Source organism: Paenibacillus sp. UNC496MF (assembly GCF_900113915.1).
GTDB classification, from domain to species: Bacteria; Bacillota; Bacilli; order Paenibacillales; family Paenibacillaceae; genus Paenibacillus_Z; species Paenibacillus_Z artemisiicola.
The window spans coordinates 299032-317970 of sequence record NZ_FORE01000009.1; the positions used below are offsets into that span (position 1 = coordinate 299032).

Below are 18939 nucleotides of genomic sequence, written 5' to 3' on the forward strand. Positions count from 1 at the left end.
ACTCCTCTCATGTCATAAAGAGAAGCCAGCTTCCCGTATAAGGTGCAGAAGCTGGCTTCGCTTGTTCCTCGTATTTAATTGGTGAGGATGAGGTTCTGCGGTGCTTATTTTTTCATTGCCGCAAGCGGGATGAATTTCAATTTTTTCAGGGAGCCGTTTTGGAACTTCGTGCTTTGCACGTAGTCGATGAACGCTTTGACGGCTCCGGTCGGTTGACCTTTCGTCATGTAGTAGCCGTACGACCATACTTTGTACGAACCGTTGATGACGTTCGCTTCCGTCGGAGCGACGTTGTTGATGCTGACGGCTTTCATTTTGCTGCCGGATACGTACACGAGGTCGATGTAGCCGATCGCGTTAGGCGTTGTTTCGATCTTCGTTTTCATGTCGCCGCTTGATTTGACTTCAATATAGTTCGAGCCTTTCGTCATGAAGTCCGTGCCGTTCAGAGCTTTCAGTTGGAAGTTGACGCGCGTGCCGGAACCGAACGCGCGGTTGACCACGACGATGTCCGCGTCTTTGCCGCCGACTTCTTTCCAGTTCGTGATTTTGCCGGAGAAGATGCCTTGCAGCTGGCTCGTCGACAGGTTGCTTACGCCCGCGCTGCTGTTCGTTACGGCCGCGAACGGAATAACCGCGACTTTATTGGCCACTTGGCCCGTGAATTTGCTGAAGCCCGGTACGTCGGTCGAAGCGTCCCAGTCGCATGCGCCGATGTCGGCGATGCCTTTGCGAACGGATTGCGGGCCCGTTACGGAGCCTGCCGCCGATGCGGAGATTTTCACTTTCGGGTTCAGCTTCTTGAACTCGTTGGCAGCTTGAAGCGTCAGCGGGAGCAGCGCCGAAGAGCCGTTGATGACGATGCGGCCGCTCAGTTTGCTTGCCGCGCTTGCGGCGGATACGCTGCCGAACGTAAGGGATACCGCCATCACGGCGAGACCGACATTTCTAAACCATTTTGCTTTCATTGTTGTTACTTCTCCTCTCGATATGGAACGAAAATGGATGTTGGGATTACTTCGTGATGCGCGTCAAGCCGCCGTCTTGCACGACGAACGTTTGGTCGTCGACGATGACCGCTACAGGAGCGTTAGGAGCCGCTACGACTTCGGTTACGTTGCCTTCCAGGTTGCCGATTGCCGATACCGCGCCGGTTGCCGCGTCGACCGAGCTCAGCGTCGTTTTGTCGCCTGCGTCCGTCAGGGCGTAGATCTTGTCGCCCGCGACCGTCGCCGCGAGCACGTCTTTGTCGCCGATGACTTTCGCGACGGTTTTGTCCTTCGCGACCGATACCAGCGATGAAGGCTGGCCGTCCGTGATGCTGACGAAGAATGCCTTGGAGCCGTCTTCCGCCGCGCCCACGAAAATTTTGTCGTCCGTCGACGTCGTCAGCTTCACCGGTGCCGCGTCCTTCACGGATGCGTCGAAGAAATAGACTTGCGGTTCCGTGCCTGTGTTGTCGATGGCGACGTCGTCTTGGTCGACCGGTTTGTCGGGAGCCGTCACGGCGCCCGGCTTCGTCACGGTGTAGTAGAATTTCGTGCCGTCCTTGGACACGCTCAGGTTCGCTTTGTAGTCGACCTTGTCGTCGAGCACTTTCGCGATCGTGCCGTCCGCGACGTTCAGCTTTTGAATGACCGTGCCTTTGTCGCCTTGCAGGAAGTAGATCGCGCTGCCGTCCGCCGACCATACGAGCTCGGGCTTGATGTTGCTGTCCGCGGATACTTGCTTGCTCGCGAACGTCGGGCTCGTCAGGTCGATCACGTTGACGGAGCCGTCTTCGTTCGTGTAAGCCGCTTTCGTGCCGTCCGGGGATACCGTCAGCTCGGAGGCCGTGTCGGAGCTCAGCACTTGCTTGAACGCGCCCGTCTTGGCGTCGACGATGTAGTCGATGCGGCCTTCTTCGGTAAGCGACGAGGCGAGCAGTTGGTTCGCGTTGATCCATGCGATGCTGTCCGCGTGAATCCGCTGGACGGAGTCGATCCAGATTTGGCCGGCGTCGTCTTGCTCGGCGTCGACGCTGAACAAACCGACGAAGTCCGCGGCCGAGATATAGTAAGATCCGTTGACGTTCGCGACCGCTTGCTCCAGTTCAACCGGCTGGCCGTCGACCGTCGCCGCTTTCGAATCGGCGTGCAGCTCGATCGCGTGACCTTGGAAGTAAGCCGTTACGCCGGCTTTCACGTTGACGACGAACAGGGCGCCCGTTGCCGAACCGAGGTCGCGCAGCGATACCAGCGTAGCGCCGTTCGATTGAATCGAGCGAATCGTGATCGATGCGTCGTTCACCATTACGTTAAACGATGCCGGTGCGGTTACCTGCGTCGTTGCGGCGGAAGCCACGCCGATGACGGACGTGCTGATCGCGGCTGCAAGCGCGGAAATCAAAAGCGTTTTTTTCATGGACATTGACTGTGATCACCCTTCTGGAATAGGTTTTGGCCTTCGTCTTTATGTACAAGACTGATTATAGGAAGGCAGTGTTAAACAGCCGTCAATAGAATTCCAAGTATTGTTAAGTGACCGTTAATCTATTATGGAGAGATTGTTAATATTCTCCACATTGCGAGATGGATAGAGCAGCGTTAGCTGAATAATCGCGAAATTAGGCACAAAGACGCGCGGATTCGCGGCATAGGTTCCATTGACGGTTCGGACTGCCGTACCGGTCGCCATCGGCGAAACGGGCGGATGCGCCCATTTTCGCGCCCCGCCGCGCCCGAAACGAAGCGTCCCGCCAGCCGCCCGCGCGCCGTTCCTGATTCCTCGAACACGGGCCGAAAGCATGAAAAAAAGCCCGGCGCCAAGCGCGGGGCTTGGGTCGCCGGGCTTATATTCCTTCGCTCGCCGGGTCCCGGCAGGGACGACGGCGCGCGGATCGATTAATGCGACGATGGCGTATAATCCGCGTGTTCCATCTCGCTCAGCTTCGAGCGGCCCATGAAGAAGGCGAAGAACAGGGCGAGCGCGGAAGGAATGATCGCCCACGCGAAGGTGTGGGTAATCGAATCCGACAGGCCGGACGTGATCTTGTCGAGAATGTCCGCCGGGATGTGCTTCCGCATCTCGGGCGCCAGTATCGCGCGCGGATCGCTCAGATTGACGCCCTGGGGCATCTGGCTCGTCTCCTCGGCCGTGAACAGCGACGCGAATTTGTTCATCATCGTGTGGCTTTGGATGATGCCGAACACGGTGATGCCGATCGTCATGCCGAGCGACCGGAGGAAGTTCAGCGTCGCGCTGGCCGTCCCGCGCTCCTGCGGCGGGAAGGAGAAGATGGCGGCGTTGCTGAGCACGGAGAACGAAGCGCCGATGCCGAGACCGACCAGAATCATGAAGATGACGACCGTATACCGGTGCGATTCCACGCCGAGCGTCGTGAGCAAAATGTTGCCGACCGTCAGCAGCGCGAGCGTCGGAATCATGAGCGAGCGGAACGTCGTCTTCATCATGAGCGCCCCGCCGAAGGAAGCCGTCACGACGGACCCGAGCATCATCGGCAGCAGCACGAGGCCGGAGTCGGTGGATTTGCCCCCGAACACGCCTTGAATGTAGATCGGAATGTAGATCGACGCCGTGACGAACGCCGCCCCGCTGAACATCGCGATCGCGTTGCTGCTCCAGTAGAGCCGGTCGCGGAACATGCTGAACTTGATGATCGGCTCCTGCGCCGCGCGCTCGAGGAAGACGAACGCGACGAGCAGCACCGCGAAGCCGGCGAACAAGCCGAGAATCACGGCGGAATCCCAAGCGTACTGCTTGCCGCCGAGTTCGAGCGCGAACATGAGGCAGACGACCCCGCCGACGAGCGTGACCGCCCCGCCCCAGTCGATGCGCTGCTTGCTGTGCTGCACGGATTCTTTATAGAAGAACGCGATCATGATGAAGGCGATCAGGCCGAGCGGCAAATTAATGTAGAAGACCCATTCCCATTGAATATAATCGGTAATGTAGGCGCCGAGCAGCGGCCCGAAAATGCTCGACATGCCGAACACGGCGCCGAACAGGCCGCCGAGCTTGCCCCGGCTCTCCGGCGGCACGGCGTCGAACATGATCGTGAAGGCGATCGGCACGAGCGCTCCGCCCCCGATGCCTTGGATCGCGCGGTAAATGCTCAACTGCACGATCGAATCCGCGGTTCCGCACAGGATCGAACCCAGCATGAAAACCAAAATCCCGAATACGAAAAACTTCTTCCGGCCGTACATGTCGGACAGCTTGCCGAAAATCGGCATGCCCGCCATCTCGGCGATCATGTAAGCCGACGTCACCCAGACGAATTTGTCGAGGCCGCCAAGCTCCCCGACGATCGTGCCCATCGCCGTGGCGACGATCGTGTTGTCCATCGATGCCATCAGGATGCCGAGCAGCAGGCCTGCGACGACGATGCCCACGTTCTTGCGTTGTGCGCTCATGGTTTGTTTCCCTCCAAACAGGTTCTTTTTAAAGCAGCTGCAAATCTTCGCCCTCCGGCACCGTCATGTGCCACCGCGTCTCGCCGTCCGACAGTTCCGTCAAAACGCCGCCGCGAATGTCCTCCTTGAACGCCAGCAGCCATTGCAGCTCGGCTTCCAGCTGGTGGACGACGAATTCCGACTCCACGACGAAGATGCGCGACAGCCCCTGCGACCTCGCGAGCTCGATGCCCGCGCGCCGTTCGACGATCGTCTTCCGAAGAAAGCCGATGCGCCGTTCGACGAGCTCGGCGGTCTCGAGCGGCGGGATGTGCCCGATGAACGCCAAGGCCGCCGGAAAGCGCGGATACTCCATCGCCGGCTCGTACACGAGCTCGCGGAGCCAGTCGTGGAAGCCCGTCCGGCCCTCCCCGGTCGGCGCGTAGATCGTCCGTTCCGGATGCCGGCCTTCGCGCTGCGTCTCGAGCGGCACGATCCACCCTTGCTTCAGCAGCCCTTCCACGACGGAATACAGCGAGCCGTTGTTCAGCTTGATGACGTCGGGGATGCCCCGCTGCTTCATCGTCGCGGAGATCTCGTACGGATGCATCGGTTTCTCATGGAGCAGCGAAAGGACGGCGAGCGCCAGCATGTTGTTCACTCTTCGTTTGGCCATCGGATCCGGACTCCTTCGAGACGGAATTGACATCGCATAGTCAAGTTCGACTATACGGAATGGAATGAGCGCTGTCATCGGTCTGGAGACGTAACCGTCAAAAGGGAGCGCGACCCTCCGCCGATGATGCGGCGCGCAAAAAAAGGCCTCCGCCGCGGGCGGAAGCCTCGATTGCTGCCGATCGTTCGTTCATTCGACAATTCGGCCCTCATGGATTGCCGATGGTCCAGTCGGCATGCGAACGGGAACCGGAGCGAGACGAGCGGTCAGTCCTTCAACTTGTAGAACGCCGCCGCATTGCCGCCGTATACGGCCGCGAGCTGGGCGTCCGTCAGCCCTTCCGGCAGCGCCGACGCCAGCACGCTTCTCGCGTCCGCGTAGCTGCCGGCCAGCAGGCACACCGGCCAATCGCTGCCGAACAGGACGCGCTCCGTGCCGAAGCTCGCGACGACATGCCGCACGTACGCGGTGAACTGCTCCCGCCGCCAAGCCTCATGGTCCGCTTCCGTCAGCATGCCAGACAGTTTGCAGTACACGCCGGGATGCGCTTCGGCGATCGCCCGTATCCGGCTCGCCCACGGCTCGAGGACTCCCTCGCCGATCCGCGGCTTCGCGATATGGTCGATGACGGCATGCAGGTCCGGCACCCGCTTCAACAGCTCGATCGTCTCCGGCAGCTGATGCTCCAGCAAGAGCAGGTCGACGGGCAGCCCGATCTCGGCCAAAAACCGCAGCGCCTGCAGGCTGTGCGGCTCGAGCGCCTCGGAGGCGTCCTTCATCTCCTGCAGCATGACGCGGATGCCGACGAACTTCGGATGGGCCCGGAAGATGCTCAGCACGTCGCGCCAGTTCGAATCGCGGAAATCCAGCCAGCCCACGACGCCCGCGATCGACGTCGTCCGTTCGGCGAGCTCCAGCATGTACGCGGTCTCCGCATGCGTCCGCGCCGCTTGCACGAGAATCGTCCGGCTCACGCCCGCGCGCGCCAGCTCCGGCTCCAGATCGGCCGGCCCGTAATCGCGGTACAGCACCGGTCCCGCCTCCGGCGTCAGCCATCCGTAGTCGCCCCGGTCCAGCGCCCAATAATGCTGGTGCGCATCGATGATTCGGCTCATAATCGGCACCTCGTTCTTCAAATTAATGATCGGACTCAAAACGATTCCCAGAGCGTAGTCGGAATGTAGAAAAAAAGCCCGCCGCCGGCATGCGTCGGCAGCGGCGGGCGGGCGCATCGAACGGATGCCGCGTCAGACCGTTTCGGCCACGAAGCGGTTCGTCAGCTTGCCCAGCTTCTCGATCTCGATCGTCACTTCGTCGCCCGGCTTCAGGTATACCTGCTCCGCTTCGGGCAGCCCGAGCACGACGCCTTCCGGCGTGCCGGTCAGAATGATGTCCCCCGGCACGAGCGTCATGTGCTGCGAGATGAAGCTGACGATCTCGTCGCAGCGGAAGATCATGTCGGACGTATTCGAATTTTGGCGCACGTCGCCGTTCACGACGGCTTTGATCGCCAGGTCGTTCGGATCGCCGACTTCGTCCGCCGTCACGAGGTAAGGTCCGAGCGGGCTGAAGCCGTCGCACGACTTGCCGAGCAGCCATTGATGCGTGCGCAGCTGCAGGTCGCGGGCCGACAGGTCGTTGACCGCGCAGTAGCCGAAGACGTGGCCGAGCGCGTCTTCCTTCGAGACGTATTTGGCGGCCTTGCCGATAACGATGACGAGCTCGGCTTCGTAATCGAGCTTGGACGTCACTTTCGGCACGGCGATGTCTTTCAGATGGCCCGTAAGCGTGTTGTTGAATTTGTTGAACAGGATCGGGAACTGCGGAATCGGCGCGTTCGTCTCTTCCGCGTGCTTGCGGTAGTTGAGGCCGACGCAGATGATCTTGTTCGGCGCCGTCACGCACGGCGCCCAGTCGATCTCCTCTTCGCTGCGGATGTAGGCGTCTCCGCCCGTCGCGGGCAGCGATTCGATGAAGCCGCGAAGCGTGGAGAGCGCGCTGTCGCCGCCGTTAATGACCGCCATGACGTCGGTCGGAAGAACCGCGCCCGCCCGCGAGCCTTCGGCCGCCAGCGCTAGCTCGACGTCGATGACGCCGCGGTCCGTGACGACGCCCAGCGTGCTGCGCCCCTGCTTCGAAATGCTGATCAATTTCATGTCGATAATCCCTCCCGGATAATTGTAAGTCTTAGGATGGCGGTTCTTGGTTGCATACAGGCAGCCGGATTCCGGCTAAACTTGCTAGGCGTTCTTGCCGGAGACGACGCCGCCGTCCACGTACAGCGGAGCGCCCATGACGAACGTGGATTCGTCGGACGCGAGGAACAGCGCGGCTTTCGCCACGTCCTCCGGCAGGCCGAGCTCTTCGCTCAGCTGACGCTTCTTGAGGCCGGCGATCGCTTCTTCCGGATTGTCGTACGACGTCTTCAGGTAGTTCTCCACGAACGGCGTCATGATCGTGCCCGGCAGCAGCGCGTTGACGCGGATGCGGTACGGCGCGTAATCGACCTGCATCGACTTCGTCAGCGCCAGCACGGCGCCCTTCGTCGCGGCGTACGACGCGCGGCGGGCCAGACCTACCTCCGCGATGCACGACGACATGTTGATGATGGAGCCCTTGCGGCGTTCCATCATGTGCGGAAGGACGTACTTGCTCGGCAGGAAGACGCCCCGGATGTTGACGTTCATGACCCGGTCCCACGCGTCCGGCTCGATCTCGTGCAGGACGCCGACGCCGCTGATGCCGGCGTTGTTGAACAGGACGTCGATGACGCCGTATTCGGCGATGATCGCGTCGACCATCGCGGACACGTCCGCCGGATTCGTGACGTCCGCGCGGATGAAGATCGCTTCGCCGCCCGCCGCTTCGATCTCCTGCACCGTCCGGGTGCCGTTCGGCTCGGACAGGTCGTTGACGACCACCTTCGCCCCTTCGCTCGCGAACAGCAGCGCGGTGCTCTTGCCGATGCCGGACCCCGAGCCCGTGATGAGAATGACTTTGTCTTTCAACCGCATCGTGTACTCCTCCTCGTTATGAACGCGCTTCGGACAATCGGCGGGCCAGCGCCGTGATCTCCGCCCGCGCGTCTTCGCCTTTCGTTTCCCATTGATGCAGCAGCATGGAACAGCTGACCGCTGCCGGCGCCTGGCCTGCTCCGCCCGGAATGACCGCGGCGACGCACCGGAAGCCCATGACGGACTCCTGGTCGTCGAACGCGCAGCCCTGCGCCCGGATCTCGCGGAGCTGCAGGAACAGCGCCTCGCGGTCCGTGAACGTATGCGGCGTCAGCGCAGGCAGCGCCGGCTCCGGGAAGAGCCGCAGCAGCTGGTCCTCGCCGAGCTGCGCGAGCATCGCCTTGCCGAGCGCCGTCGCGTGCGCGGGCAGCAGCATGCCCGGCTCGGACTGCAGCCGGACCGGCGAGACCGCTTCGGCTTTGCCCAAGTACAGCACCTGATTGCCCTCCAGCCTGGCCAGCTGGATCGTCTCCCGCAGGCGGTCCCGCGCGGCTGCCGCTTCCGCCTGGAAGGACCGGTTCAGGTCGTAATTCTTCGCGTACGCGGAGCCGTAAGCGGCGAACGCGCTGCCGAGCGCATACGTGTCGCCCTCGCCCCGCTTCACCCACTGCAGCGCTTCCAACGTCGTCAGCAGCGAAAACATCGAGCTCTTGTTGATTTCCAGCCGTTTGGACAAATCGATCAGCTTGTGCCGGGACGGCTCTGCCGCAAGCATCGCAAGCACTTTATCGGCTTTCTCCAGCGCCGGAACCCAATACTTGCGTTCCTCCGGCATGCCGCCAACCTCGCTTTCATTGGTTTCATATGCTAAACCAACTTTAATATAATAAACCTGCTGCTCTAACTATAGCTCGCCCCCGCCGCATTGACAAGACAAAATTGAAGCGCCTTCAACCCCCGGGCTATAATGGGTACAGGCAGCCGCGGCAAAGACGTCCGCCGGCGGCCGGACGCGAAAAGGAGGAAGCCGCCATGAACGAGGAACGGGACAGCTGGCCGCACGTGCACGTCGTCGGGGACATCATCGTCGGCAAAGGCACCACGCTCGGCCCGCGCAGCATCCACGACTACGAACTCGTCTACTTTCCCGAGGCGACGGGCACCGTCTACGAATGGGAAGGCGTGCCGCACGAACTCGGCTATCCGTGCTTCGTCTTCACGCGGCCCGGCGAAAGCCACCGCTACCTGTTCGACCGCGAGCGGACGACCCGCCACCTGTTCGTCCACTTCGACTACGGCGCGCTGCGCGGCCGCGACGAGCGGTTCGCCGGCATGCTTCAGACCGGCTTCCACGTCGTGCCCGCCCGGTACGGCAGCCTCGTCGCCGGCATCATGCAGCAGATCATCGTCGCCGCCGGCTATCAGGCGCATCATTGGAAGCGGCGCCTCTCCGCGCTCGTGGCCGCCGCGATGGAAGAGCTCGCCGCGTATGCCGCGAACACGCCCGAATTCGCGTCCGCGAGCTACCCCGTGCAGATTTCGCGGGGCATCGCCTACATCGAGGAACATCTGACCGAACCGATCACGATCGAACAGATCGCCCGGCAGTCCGGCTGGTCGCACGAGCATTTCACGCGGATGTTCGTCGCCGCCGTCGGGATATCGCCGAAGCGGATGCTGCTCGAGCGGCGCATCAATTTGGCCGAGGAGCTCATGATGATGGGCGGGAGCACGGTGAAGCATATCGCCTTCCAGTGCGGTTTCGGGGACGAGCATCATTTCTCAAAAATATACAAACGCATCCGCGGCATCACCGCCACGGAATACATGGATCGGTGCAAAGAGCCCGTCTTCCGCTACGCCGCCATCGCCGTGGACCCGGGACGAACCTTCGCCAACCGGCATATCCTCGTCAACCCCGAGATCAAATAAAGACATCGAATGTCGTCTTCCATCCATTGAAACCGCTGTCGCGAATCCGCGAAAATAAGAGTATAACGACACGTCAATGGAGGCTCGAATCGCATGGCTACCTACTATACGCCCAAGTCCCGGGCAAGGGAAGAACGCTATCTCGTCAGCGTCGAGGATTACGTGCATTACCAGCGCAACGGCTATCTGATCGTCAAGGGCCTGCTGTCAAACGAAGACATCGCCGAACTGTACGGGCTCGCGGAGCAAACGCGGCTGAAAACGGAGAAGCCCGATCAGTCGTACAAGCCGAGCGAACGGGATCCGTTAAAGGAAGAATTCAAAGCGGCCACCCGCATCCATATGCTGTCCCGCGTCGAGCCCGCCGCGGAGCGCGGCATGCTGCATCCCCGCATCCTCGACGTCACGGAAGCGCTCATCGGCCCCGACGTCTACGCCGTGCAGTCGATGATGTTCCTGAACCCGCCGGGCCGCGGCGGTCAAGGCTGGCATCAAGACTCTTGCTACATCAAGACGCATCCGGATACGCTGATCGGCGCCTGGATCGCGCTCGAACAGGCCGACGAAGAGAACGGCTGCCTCTGGGTCGTGCCGGGCTCCAACCACGAGCCGGTCTATCCGCCGGCCGAGATCGGCGGCGGCAACGTGCACGCGCTCGACGCCTTCGCCGACTTGAACGGCGTCAGCAACGTCAGCCACCTCGACGACGAGGTGAACACGCTGTCCCGCATGGTCGCCAAGTATCCGCCGCCGATCCCCGTGCCGCTGCAGCCGGGCGACGTGCTGTTTTTCCACTCCCACTTGTTCCACCGGTCGTTTCCGAACAAGACCGCGGACCGGTTCCGCCGCTCGTACGTCTGCCACTACTGCAGCGCCCGCTCCTGGGTGCCGTGGGATCATGACGGCTACGAAGGCGATTCCGGCAATTACCGCCAGATCCTGGCCCGCGGCAAAACGCATCTGCCGTACGCGGAGCCCGCGTTCGGGACGCAAGTGTACTTGTACGAAGGCGCGGATTCGGACGGCAGCGTGAGCATGATGGGCATGGATAACGGCATGATGATGCCGGTCGTGGAGAAGAAATAAGCGCCGCGGCGAACGGATCGAGCCGGACGCGCATACGGACCGGCCGCCTCTCGTAACCGAGGGGCGGCCGTTTTTGCATGCTCGGGAACATGCTCCGGAACAACTTTTGCAGATGGTGTTGACAAACGGCCAAACGCCGGTTATGATTATCTTAAATTTAAGATTATCGATTTCAAGATTTCGTCATCGAATGCCAACTGGAGGTGCGGTGTCATGTAGAACACGGCCCGATCGCGCGACGCATGGAGAGCGCGTCATGCTCGACTTGCTTGCTTCCTTAAGCCTTATACCCTTATCGTCCCGTCGTCTTTTTTTAGCTCCAATATCTTAAATTAAAGATTATTAAATTAAAACCATAATTAAAGGAGAATGATACTCATGATGGATTTGGGATTGTTGTTGATTCGCATCGTAATCGGGCTGCTGTTCGTCGGACACGGGGCGCAGAAGCTGTTCGGCTGGTTCGGCGGCTACGGGCCGAAGGGCACGGGCGGCTGGATGGAATCCGTCGGCATCAAGCCGGGCGTCGCCATGGCGGTCGTGTCCGGCCTGATGGAGCTGGTCGGGGGCCTGCTGTTCGGCGCCGGCCTGCTGACGACCGTCGGCGCGGTATTGATCGCGCTCACCATGCTCGGCGCCATCGCGAAGGTGCACGGCAAGAACGGCATCTGGTCCACCGCCAACGGCTATGAATATCCGCTCGTCGTCCTTGTCGTCGTCATCGGCGTCGCCCTTGCCGGCGCCGGCTCGTATTCGATCGGTTAAGCGGGCGCCTGACCGCACGGTTGCCATAGTTGACGTTCACGCGGTAAAATTTCCCCGGCAACGACCGGGATACACCAATCCAGGAGGGATTTCACATGACTTATCAAACAGCCGGTATTCACCACATTACGTCTTTCGTTCGCCATCCGCAGGACAACGTCGATTTTTACGCCGGCCTTCTCGGCCTGCGTCTCGTGAAAAAAACGATCAACTTCGATGCGCCGGACGTCTACCATCTGTATTTCGGCAATGAGATCGGCGGACCGGGCACGATCATGACGTTCTTCCCTTCGGAAGGCGCGCGCCTCGGTAAAGTCGGGGGCGGCCAGGTCGGCTATACGACCTTCGCCGTACCGGCGGGAGCGCTGCCGTTCTGGGCGGAGCGCCTGACCCGGTTCGGCATCGCCTTCGAGCGGACGTCGCGCTTCGGGGAAACGTACCTGCAGTTCAAAGACGGCGACGGCTTGCAGCTGGAGCTCGTCGAACGCGAAGAAGGCGCGCCGAGCAAATGGACGTTCGGCGGCATCCCGCTCGATAAAGCGATCAAAGGCTTCGGCGGCGCGATTCTGTACAGCGTCCGTCCGGACCGTACGCGGGATACGCTCGAAAACGTGATGGGCTTGACGAAGGTCGCGGAAGAAAACGGCCTCGTCCGCTACCGGGCGGGCGGCGATATCGGCAACGTCATCGACATTAACGCCGATCCGATGCCTTGGGGCGATCCAGGCGCAGGCACCGTGCATCATATCGCTTGGCGCGCGGCAAGCTACGAAGACCATGCGAAGTGGCGCGACCACGTCATCGCGAACGGCTTCCACGCGACGGACATCATCGACCGCCAATACTTCAACGCGATCTACTACCGCGAAGCCGGCGGCATCCTGTTCGAAATCGCGACCGACGCGCCCGGCTTCCAGCGCGACGAGCCGTACGACACGCTCGGCGAGAAACTGATGCTCCCTTCGTGGTACGAGCCGAAACGCGGCCTCATCGAGCAGAACCTGTTCCCGATCCAAGTCCGCGAATTGGAGGCGAACGAACGATGAGACATCTCTATCGACCCGGAACCGATCCGAACGCGCCCGTGCTGCTGCTGCTGCACGGGACGGGCGGCACGGAGCACGACCTGCTCCCGCTCGCGGAGCAGCTCTCCCCCTCCTCGTCCGTGCTGAGCGTGCGGGGGAACGTCTCGGAGAACGGGATGCCCCGCTTCTTCCGCCGGCTCGCCGAAGGCGTGTTCGACGAGGAAGACCTGCGCTTCCGCACGAAGGAGCTCGCAGACTTCCTGGACGAGGCGGCCGCGAAATACGGCTTCCGCCGCGAGTCGATCGTCGCGGTCGGCTACTCCAACGGCGCCAATATCGCGGGCAGCCTGCTCTTCCATTACGCCGACGCCTTGCGGGGCGCGGTGCTCCATCACCCGATGGTACCGCTGCGCGGCATGGCGCTGCCGGATCTGACCGGCGTGCCGGTCTTCATCGGCGCCGGCACGAACGACCCGATCTGCTCCGCCTCCGAGACGGAGGAGCTGACGGGGCTGCTGCGGGGCGCGGGCGCCGACGTGACGGTGCATTGGGAGAACAACGGGCACCGGCTGTCGGGAACCGAAGCGCGGCAAGCCGCCGCGTGGTTCGCAGCGGCTTTTCCATCCTAACCCCGGAGGGAGGCCGCGACTTATGGTGACCATCGATCCGGACGCCCTGAGCGAACGGGACAATTACAAGCTGATGATCGGGAGCATCATCCCCCGGCCGATCGCCTGGGTGACGACGCTGACCCCTTCCGGCACCGTCAACGCGGCGCCGTTCAGCTACTTCAACATCGTGACGGCGAACCCGCCGCTCGTCTCGATCTCCGTCGGCCGCCGCGACGGCGCGATGAAGGACACGTCCCGCAACGCGGCGGCGCTCGGCGAGTTCGTCGTGCACATCCCCGACGAGCGGAACGTCGGGGCGATGAACCGGACCGCCGCCGCGCTCGGTCCCGAAGAGAGCGAGCTCGACGCCGCCGGCTTGACGGCGGTGCCGAGCGAGGCGGTCCGCGTGCCGGGCATCGCGGAAGCCGCGGTGCGGCTGGAATGCGTGCTCGAGCGCATCGTGCCGCTCGGCGGTACGGAGGAATCGCCGGCCAGCGATCTCTTGATCGGCCGGATCGTCCGCTACCACTTCCGCGACGGCGTGTACGACGCCGGCCATATCGACCCTGCCGCGCTGCGGCCCGTCAGCCGGCTGGCCGGCACGGGTTACGCCAAGCTCGGCGAGATCTTTCACCTGGATCGCCCGTGATCCTTGACGCTTGACCATTCGGCAAGCTGCCCGCGCCGGCCGAGACCGCGCCGGCGCCGCCACGTTCGCAAGCCCGCGATTTCGCGGGCTTTTTGCGCGTTCAGGTTGCGGTTTGCGTTCATTCGGGGTACTATCGTAACATTGAAACGAATGGGGCTAGTCCCCGATTCCCCCAATGAGAGGAATGGAACGAATCGCCATGATCATTAAACCAAGAACGCGCGGCTTCATCTGCACGACCGCGCATCCGATCGGCTGCGCCGCGCAGGTGCAGAAGCAAATCGACTACATACAGGCGCGCCCGGCCGTCCAAGGCCCGCGCAACGTGCTCGTCATCGGCGCGTCCGCCGGCTACGGTCTCGCGGCCCGCATCGCGGCCGCGTTCGGCGCGAACGCGAACACGGTCGGCGTGTACCGGCCGAGCGAAGGCAAACCGGGCCGCACCGCGTCCGCGGGCTGGTACAACTCCGCCGCGTTCGAGCGCGCCGCCCAGGCGGCCGGCCTGAAATCGTTCAGCGTGACGGGCGACGCCTTCTCGGCCGAGACGAAAGCGAAGGCCGTCGAAGTGATCCGGCGGGAGCTCGGCCAAGTCGATCTCGTCGTCTACAGCGTCGCGTCGGCGCGCCGGACGGATCCCGAGACGGGCGAGACGTACAACTCCGTCCTGAAGCCGCTCGGCGGCGCGTACACGAACAAGACGGTCAACTTCCACACCGGCGAAGTCAGCATGGTCACCCTCGAGCCGGGCACCGAGCAGGACGTGAAAGAGACGGTCGCCGTCATGGGCGGCGACGACTGGCAGCTGTGGATCGACGCGCTCCGCGCCGGCGGCGTCCTCGCCGATAACGCGACGACGATCTCCTACTCGTACATCGGCTCGCGCATCACGCAGCCGATCTACCGCGAAGGCACGATCGGCCAGGCGAAGGACCACCTCGAGGCGACGGCGAAGCACTTGAACGGGCAGCTCGGCGAAACCGGCGGGCGCGCGTTCGTCACGGTCAGCAAGGCGCTGGTCACGCAGTCCAGCTCCGCGATTCCCGTCGTGCCGCTTTACATCTCCGCGCTCTATAAGGTGATGAAGGAGAAAGGCATCCACGAGGGCTGCATCGAGCAGACGTACCGCCTGTTCGCGGAACGCCTCTACGCCGGCGGCGACGTGCCGGTCGACGAGGAGGGCCGCATCCGCATCGACGATTGGGAGATGCGTCCGGACGTGCAGGACGAGGTCGCGCGGCTGTGGGAGGAAGTCACCACCGACAGCATCGCGCGATTGACGGATCTGGAAGGCTACCGCAAAGAATTCTTCCAGTTGTTCGGCTTCGAAACCGAAGGCGTCGACTACGAAGCGGACGTCGATCCGATCGTGGACGTGCCGAACGTCAATTAACGGACAGACCGAAGGCCGGATTCCCCTCGAGGGAATCCGGCCTTTTCGTTTGCCGCCGCAGCCCTTGTGCGTGCAGGATCGGACGGCGTTCAAGCTAGACGGCGTCCCGGCACTTGCGCAGCGCTTCGACCGCATAGTCCAGCTCCTCTTGCGTATGCCGGGCGGTCACGATGAACCGGACGCGGCCCTTGTCCGCCGCGACGGTCGGATAGACGATGCCCTGCGCGAACACGCCTTCCGCCAGCAGCAGATCGGAGAAGCGCATGGTCTCGGCCGGGCTGCCCACGATGACCGGCACGATCGGCGTCTCGCTCGCGCCGGTATCGAAGCCGAGCGCCTGCACCCGCGAGCGGAAATACGCCGCGTTCTCCCACAGCTTCGCGATCAGTTCCCCGCTCTGCCCGAGCACCTCGATCGCCGCCAGGCACGAAGCCGCGACGGCCGGCGTCTGCGACGTGCTGAACAGCAACGGACGCGCCTTATGGATCAAGTAGTCCTTGAGCAGCCGGTCGCACGCCACGTAGCCGCCGACGACGCCCACCGCCTTGGACAACGTGCCCACTTGAATGTGGACGCGGCCGTGCAGGCCGAAGTGGTCCGTCGTGCCTTTGCCGTGCTTGCCCAGCACCCCGCTCGCGTGGGCGTCGTCGACATACACGAACGCGTCGTACCGTTCCGCCAGCTCCACGATGGCCGGCAGCGGCGCGATGTCCCCGTCCATGCTGAACACGCCGTCCGTCACGACGACTCGTTTGGCGCAGCCCGCGCTCTCCTTGAGCGCCGCTTCCAGCTGCGCCATGTCCTTATGGGCGTAAATCTTGCGATGCGCCTTCGTCAGCCGGATGCCGTCGATGATGCTGGCATGGTTCAGCTCGTCGCTGATCACGACGTCGTCCGGCCCCAGGATGGAGGACAGGACGCCTTGGTTCGTCGTGAAGCCGGACTGAAAGACGAGCGCTGCCTCCGTCCCTTTGAACCGCGCCAGCTCGCGCTCCAGCCGGTCGTGGATGTCGAGCGTGCCGGTAATCGTCCGCACCGAGCCGCTGCCGGCGCCGTACCGCTCCGTCGCTTCGACGGCCGCCCGAATCAGCGCCGGATGATCCGTCAGGCCGAGATAATTGTTCGAGGACATCTGAAGCAGCGAACGGCCGTTCAGCTCCATCCGCGTGCCCGCTCCCCCGGTCCATACGTTCAGCGGACGATAGCGCCCTTCCCGCTTCAACTGCCGCAATTCTTCACCTAACGCCGTTTCCCACTTCGCCACGGTCGGCACGCTCCTTATCGGTCAGCTCGGATGCAGCCGCATCCTGCGTAAATACGATTTTGCCGCATTGCCCCGACATCATCAGCCCGAACGCTTCCTCGTAATCCCGCAAGGCGAAGCGGTGGGTGATGAGCGGGCTTAAGTCGATGCGCTTCCGCTCGAGCAGCCCTTTCAGCTGGTACCACGTTTGGTACATGCGGCGCCCGGTAATGCCTTCGACGCGCAGCCCTTTGAAGATGATATGGCGGGACAAATCGAGCGACACCTCGCGCGACGGAATGCCCAGCAGCGACACCCGCGCCGCCGGCGCGGCGGCTTCGAAGCCCGCCCGGATCGCGTCGGGATGGCCGGACATTTCGAGCACGACCTCGGCTCCCTCGCCGCCGGTATGCGCCATGATCGCTTCGACCATCGACGTATCCCGGTTGTTGACGACGATTTCCGCGCCCATCCGCTTCGCCAGCTCCAGCCGGTACGGATTGACGTCGATCGCGATGACGGCGCCGGCGCCGCACGCTTTCGCGACGGCGACGGCCATCAATCCGATCGGCCCCATGCCGACGATCGCGACGGACTTGCCGACGATATCGCCGGACAGCACCGTTTGCACCGCGTTGCCGAGCGGATCCTGCAGGCAGGCGAGCTCGAACGGCATATCCGGGGGATTCGGGATGACGTTGGTCGCCTTCACAAGCGCGTAATCCGCGAAGCAGCCGGGAGCCGAGATGCCGAAGCTGACCGTGTTCGGGCAGACGTGCGCGTTGCCGGTCCGGCACGCCTTGCAGCGTCCGCAGACGATATGTCCCTCCGCCGACACGCGATCGCCGACGCGGACGTCCTTCACGTCGCGGCCGACCTGCTCCACGATCCCGGCGAATTCATGCCCGAACACGTTCGGCGTCACGACGGCGCTTTCCGCCCAGGCGTCCCACTTGTAGATATGCACGTCCGTCCCGCAGATCGAAGACGCTTTCACGCGAACCAGCACCTCGTCCGGACCGCAGACCGGAACGGGCACCTCCCGCAGAACCGCGCCCGCCGCCCGCGCCTCCTTCACCAATCCCATCATCGTCGCCGCCAAGCTTCATCCCACCCGCGTGTAAGATATAATCCAATTGTGCGCTATCTTGTATATGCTATATTATACAGACGTATGCGATGATGTACACCATTTTTTTCTAACGAGCTGTCCGCCGCCGCGATTTTCGTTATAATGAGGAACAGCAACCATCGTAAGGAGGCCCCATGGAGCAGGAACAAATCCATAAGAAAATCGGCAAAAACCTTCAAGCGATCCGCAAAGCGAGAGGGCTCAGCCTCGACCAGGTCGCCGATCTGACCGGCGTCAGCAAGGCGATGCTCGGCCAGATCGAGCGCGGCGACTCCAACCCGACGATCTCGATCATCTGGAAAATCGTCAACGGGCTGCACATCTCCTTCACGTCCCTCATCGAGGAGACGAAAGCGAGCGTCAACTACATCCGGTTCGCGGAGCTCGAGCCGTTCTCCGAGGAAGACGGCAATTACCGCTCCTATCCGCTCATCCCGTTCGAGCAGGGCAAGAAATTCGAGATCTACACCGTCGAGCTGGAGCCGGGCTGCATGCACGCTTCGGAAGCCCACTACGAAGGCGTCGAGGAATATATTCTGATGGTGCGGGGAACGCTGCGGCTGACCGTCCAGGACGATGTCTACGAGCTGCAGGCGGGCGACGCGCTGCACTTCAACGCCGATCAGCCCCATTCGTACGAGAACGCGACCGAGGCGAAAATCGTCTATTACACGCTGATTCATTATCCGACCTGAGCGGAACCGCCGTTTTCGCGGCGCCGGCTCGCCATGACAAAAGCCCCTTTGGCTCGCTCGCCAAGGGGGCTTTTGCTTGTTCCGAATAACGATTCGGACTTGCTCTCCGCTTGCTACTGGTTGTATATCCCGAACTCGTAGATAATCGGCGCGTAGCTCGTGCCGGACGTGAAATAGATCCGCGCCTTGCTGCCCGTCACCGAAGGGAACGTAATCGTCTTCGGTACGTACGAGGCGCCGATGTTCGTGCCCGTATACGCCGTCTGCCACGCCGAGCCGTTCCAATATTCGATCCGGTAGCCCGTCGTCCGGCTGTCGTACTCCGTCAGGACGGCCTTGTTGAACGTCGTGCCCGCGCCGAAGTCCACCTTTATTTGTGCGTGAACC

19 protein-coding genes are annotated in these 18939 nt (G+C 62.4%); 8 read left to right on the top strand and 11 right to left on the bottom strand.

Going from position 1 to position 18939, the window contains the following annotated elements:
• Positions 1-104 precede the first annotated feature (104 nt).
• The 8 genes from BMZ79_RS17215 to BMZ79_RS17250 all read right to left on the bottom strand — a co-directional run bounded on the left by BMZ79_RS17215 (position 105) and on the right by BMZ79_RS17250 (position 8859).
• Positions 105-968 carry a phosphate ABC transporter substrate-binding protein gene (locus tag BMZ79_RS17215; RefSeq protein WP_090641960.1) on the bottom strand — a complete coding sequence of 288 codons (864 nt, stop codon included), beginning with the start codon at positions 966-968 and terminating at the stop codon, positions 105-107.
• A 46-nt stretch (positions 969-1014) separates the two neighbouring features.
• The gene (locus BMZ79_RS17220; RefSeq protein WP_256252798.1) at positions 1015-2403 is read right to left on the bottom strand and encodes a stalk domain-containing protein; all 1389 of its coding nucleotides are present in this window, start codon (positions 2401-2403) and stop codon (positions 1015-1017) included.
• A 479-nt stretch (positions 2404-2882) separates the two neighbouring features.
• Positions 2883-4415, bottom strand: a complete 1533-nt coding sequence (locus BMZ79_RS17225) for an MDR family MFS transporter (RefSeq protein ID WP_090641963.1) — start codon at positions 4413-4415, stop codon at positions 2883-2885.
• Between the two features lie 28 nt (positions 4416-4443).
• Positions 4444-5070 carry a PadR family transcriptional regulator gene (locus BMZ79_RS17230; RefSeq protein WP_177222178.1) on the bottom strand — a complete coding sequence of 209 codons (627 nt, stop codon included), beginning with the start codon at positions 5068-5070 and terminating at the stop codon, positions 4444-4446.
• A 266-nt stretch (positions 5071-5336) separates the two neighbouring features.
• Complete coding sequence (locus BMZ79_RS17235) at positions 5337-6224, bottom strand: amidohydrolase family protein (RefSeq protein WP_371263733.1); 888 nt, start codon at positions 6222-6224, stop codon at positions 5337-5339.
• Positions 6225-6317: 93 nt separating this feature from the next.
• A complete protein-coding gene (locus BMZ79_RS17240; protein WP_090641968.1) occupies positions 6318-7226 on the bottom strand; it encodes a fumarylacetoacetate hydrolase family protein in 909 nt (302 codons plus the stop codon).
• Positions 7227-7310: 84 nt separating this feature from the next.
• On the bottom strand, positions 7311-8084 hold the full coding sequence (locus tag BMZ79_RS17245) for an SDR family NAD(P)-dependent oxidoreductase (RefSeq protein ID WP_090641969.1): 774 nt from the start codon (positions 8082-8084) through the stop codon (positions 7311-7313).
• Positions 8085-8100: 16 nt separating this feature from the next.
• The gene (locus BMZ79_RS17250; RefSeq protein WP_090641970.1) at positions 8101-8859 is read right to left on the bottom strand and encodes an IclR family transcriptional regulator; all 759 of its coding nucleotides are present in this window, start codon (positions 8857-8859) and stop codon (positions 8101-8103) included.
• Between the two features lie 197 nt (positions 8860-9056).
• Here BMZ79_RS17250 and BMZ79_RS17255 point away from each other — a divergent pair, with 197 nt between their 5' ends.
• The 7 genes from BMZ79_RS17255 to fabV all read left to right on the top strand — a co-directional run bounded on the left by BMZ79_RS17255 (position 9057) and on the right by fabV (position 15482).
• The gene (locus BMZ79_RS17255) at positions 9057-9956 is read left to right on the top strand and encodes an AraC family transcriptional regulator (protein ID WP_090641972.1); all 900 of its coding nucleotides are present in this window, start codon (positions 9057-9059) and stop codon (positions 9954-9956) included.
• Positions 9957-10049: 93 nt separating this feature from the next.
• Positions 10050-11042: a phytanoyl-CoA dioxygenase family protein gene (locus tag BMZ79_RS17260; RefSeq protein WP_090641973.1), complete on the top strand. Its 993-nt coding sequence runs from the start codon at positions 10050-10052 to the stop codon at positions 11040-11042.
• A 378-nt stretch (positions 11043-11420) separates the two neighbouring features.
• A complete protein-coding gene (locus BMZ79_RS17265) occupies positions 11421-11807 on the top strand; it encodes a DoxX family protein (protein WP_090641975.1) in 387 nt (128 codons plus the stop codon).
• A 95-nt stretch (positions 11808-11902) separates the two neighbouring features.
• Positions 11903-12853: a ring-cleaving dioxygenase gene (locus tag BMZ79_RS17270; RefSeq protein WP_090641976.1), complete on the top strand. Its 951-nt coding sequence runs from the start codon at positions 11903-11905 to the stop codon at positions 12851-12853.
• Complete coding sequence (locus BMZ79_RS17275; protein ID WP_090641978.1) at positions 12850-13461, top strand: alpha/beta hydrolase; 612 nt, start codon at positions 12850-12852, stop codon at positions 13459-13461. The genes BMZ79_RS17270 and BMZ79_RS17275 overlap by 4 nt, the downstream gene beginning before the upstream one ends.
• Before the next feature lie 22 nt (positions 13462-13483).
• Positions 13484-14092 carry a flavin reductase family protein gene (locus tag BMZ79_RS17280; RefSeq protein WP_090641979.1) on the top strand — a complete coding sequence of 203 codons (609 nt, stop codon included), beginning with the start codon at positions 13484-13486 and terminating at the stop codon, positions 14090-14092.
• A 199-nt stretch (positions 14093-14291) separates the two neighbouring features.
• On the top strand, positions 14292-15482 hold the full coding sequence (fabV, locus tag BMZ79_RS17285) for an enoyl-ACP reductase FabV (protein ID WP_090641981.1): 1191 nt from the start codon (positions 14292-14294) through the stop codon (positions 15480-15482).
• A gap of 94 nt (positions 15483-15576) precedes the next feature.
• Here the strand turns inward: fabV and BMZ79_RS17290 are convergent, their stop codons facing one another.
• Positions 15577-16746, bottom strand: coding sequence for a glycine C-acetyltransferase (locus BMZ79_RS17290; protein ID WP_090641982.1), 1170 nt, complete (start codon positions 16744-16746; stop codon positions 15577-15579).
• Positions 16718-17827 (bottom strand): L-threonine 3-dehydrogenase, encoded by a 1110-nt coding sequence (gene tdh, locus BMZ79_RS17295; RefSeq protein WP_090641984.1) that lies wholly within the window; start codon positions 17825-17827, stop codon positions 16718-16720. The genes BMZ79_RS17290 and tdh overlap by 29 nt, the downstream gene beginning before the upstream one ends.
• Before the next feature lie 164 nt (positions 17828-17991).
• On the opposite strand from tdh, the gene BMZ79_RS17300 reads away from it, so the two are divergent.
• The gene (locus BMZ79_RS17300; protein ID WP_090641985.1) at positions 17992-18552 is read left to right on the top strand and encodes a helix-turn-helix domain-containing protein; all 561 of its coding nucleotides are present in this window, start codon (positions 17992-17994) and stop codon (positions 18550-18552) included.
• A 113-nt stretch (positions 18553-18665) separates the two neighbouring features.
• Here the strand turns inward: BMZ79_RS17300 and BMZ79_RS17305 are convergent, their stop codons facing one another.
• Positions 18666-18920, bottom strand: coding sequence for a galactose-binding domain-containing protein (locus tag BMZ79_RS17305; RefSeq protein ID WP_177222179.1), 255 nt, complete (start codon positions 18918-18920; stop codon positions 18666-18668).
• Positions 18921-18939: the final 19 nt, after the last annotated feature.

Coding starts and splice junctions, on each gene's coding strand:
- BMZ79_RS17225 (WP_090641963.1), bottom strand. CDS start 4,415: ATGAGCGCACAACGCAAGAACGTGGGCATCGTCGTCGCAGGCCTGCTG.
- BMZ79_RS17300 (WP_090641985.1), top strand. CDS start 17,992: ATGGAGCAGGAACAAATCCATAAGAAAATCGGCAAAAACCTTCAAGCG.
- BMZ79_RS17250 (WP_090641970.1), bottom strand. CDS start 8,859: ATGCCGGAGGAACGCAAGTATTGGGTTCCGGCGCTGGAGAAAGCCGAT.
- BMZ79_RS17245 (WP_090641969.1), bottom strand. CDS start 8,084: ATGCGGTTGAAAGACAAAGTCATTCTCATCACGGGCTCGGGGTCCGGC.
- BMZ79_RS17255 (WP_090641972.1), top strand. CDS start 9,057: ATGAACGAGGAACGGGACAGCTGGCCGCACGTGCACGTCGTCGGGGAC.
- fabV (WP_090641981.1), top strand. CDS start 14,292: ATGATCATTAAACCAAGAACGCGCGGCTTCATCTGCACGACCGCGCAT.
- BMZ79_RS17265 (WP_090641975.1), top strand. CDS start 11,421: ATGATGGATTTGGGATTGTTGTTGATTCGCATCGTAATCGGGCTGCTG.
- BMZ79_RS17270 (WP_090641976.1), top strand. CDS start 11,903: ATGACTTATCAAACAGCCGGTATTCACCACATTACGTCTTTCGTTCGC.
- BMZ79_RS17230 (WP_177222178.1), bottom strand. CDS start 5,070: ATGGCCAAACGAAGAGTGAACAACATGCTGGCGCTCGCCGTCCTTTCG.
- BMZ79_RS17275 (WP_090641978.1), top strand. CDS start 12,850: ATGAGACATCTCTATCGACCCGGAACCGATCCGAACGCGCCCGTGCTG.
- BMZ79_RS17260 (WP_090641973.1), top strand. CDS start 10,050: ATGGCTACCTACTATACGCCCAAGTCCCGGGCAAGGGAAGAACGCTAT.
- BMZ79_RS17220 (WP_256252798.1), bottom strand. CDS start 2,403: ATGAAAAAAACGCTTTTGATTTCCGCGCTTGCAGCCGCGATCAGCACG.
- BMZ79_RS17240 (WP_090641968.1), bottom strand. CDS start 7,226: ATGAAATTGATCAGCATTTCGAAGCAGGGGCGCAGCACGCTGGGCGTC.
- BMZ79_RS17215 (WP_090641960.1), bottom strand. CDS start 968: ATGAAAGCAAAATGGTTTAGAAATGTCGGTCTCGCCGTGATGGCGGTA.
- BMZ79_RS17280 (WP_090641979.1), top strand. CDS start 13,484: ATGGTGACCATCGATCCGGACGCCCTGAGCGAACGGGACAATTACAAG.